The organism is Cobetia sp. BMC6, from assembly GCF_029991385.1.
In the GTDB taxonomy this organism is placed as follows: domain Bacteria; phylum Pseudomonadota; class Gammaproteobacteria; order Pseudomonadales; family Halomonadaceae; genus Cobetia.
Map to the genome: position 1 here is coordinate 1 of NZ_JAKUMF010000065.1, position 438 is coordinate 438.

Genomic DNA, 438 nt, shown 5'->3' on the forward strand with positions numbered 1-438 from the left:
AAACTGACCTTCATCGCTGCGGCGGTAAGTGTTGCATTACTTGGCGGCTGCCAACAAATGCAAGAGCAACCGAAGCCTGCACCAAGTGTACAAAGCCAACCTGTACAAAGTGAAATCGATAAAGCTAATGCCTTCTTCGAAGATACTTTTAACCGTGATGTAATGAAAAGCCCTATCTATCAAACATACATGGGCATCAAAAAAGATTACGACAAATGGGACGATGGCAGCGAAGAGCGCGTTTTAGAAGACTTTGAACAAACTAAAGCTGACCTAGTTGCGCTTAACGCAATTAACCGCGACCTATTAGATGACGCAACAAAAGTAAGCTACGACCTTAAAAAGCAAGATTTAGAAAACGAAATTGCTGATTTCAAATGGCGTCATTACAACTACCCTGTGAACCAAATGTTTGGTGTTCACTCGATGATCCCTGCG

1 protein-coding gene is annotated in these 438 nt (G+C 42.7%); it reads left to right on the plus strand.

All coding sequences use genetic code 11. The features are described from left to right. A partial coding sequence (locus MKZ40_RS17010; protein WP_282627997.1) for a DUF885 family protein occupies window positions 1-438 on the plus strand: 438 nt, incomplete at both ends.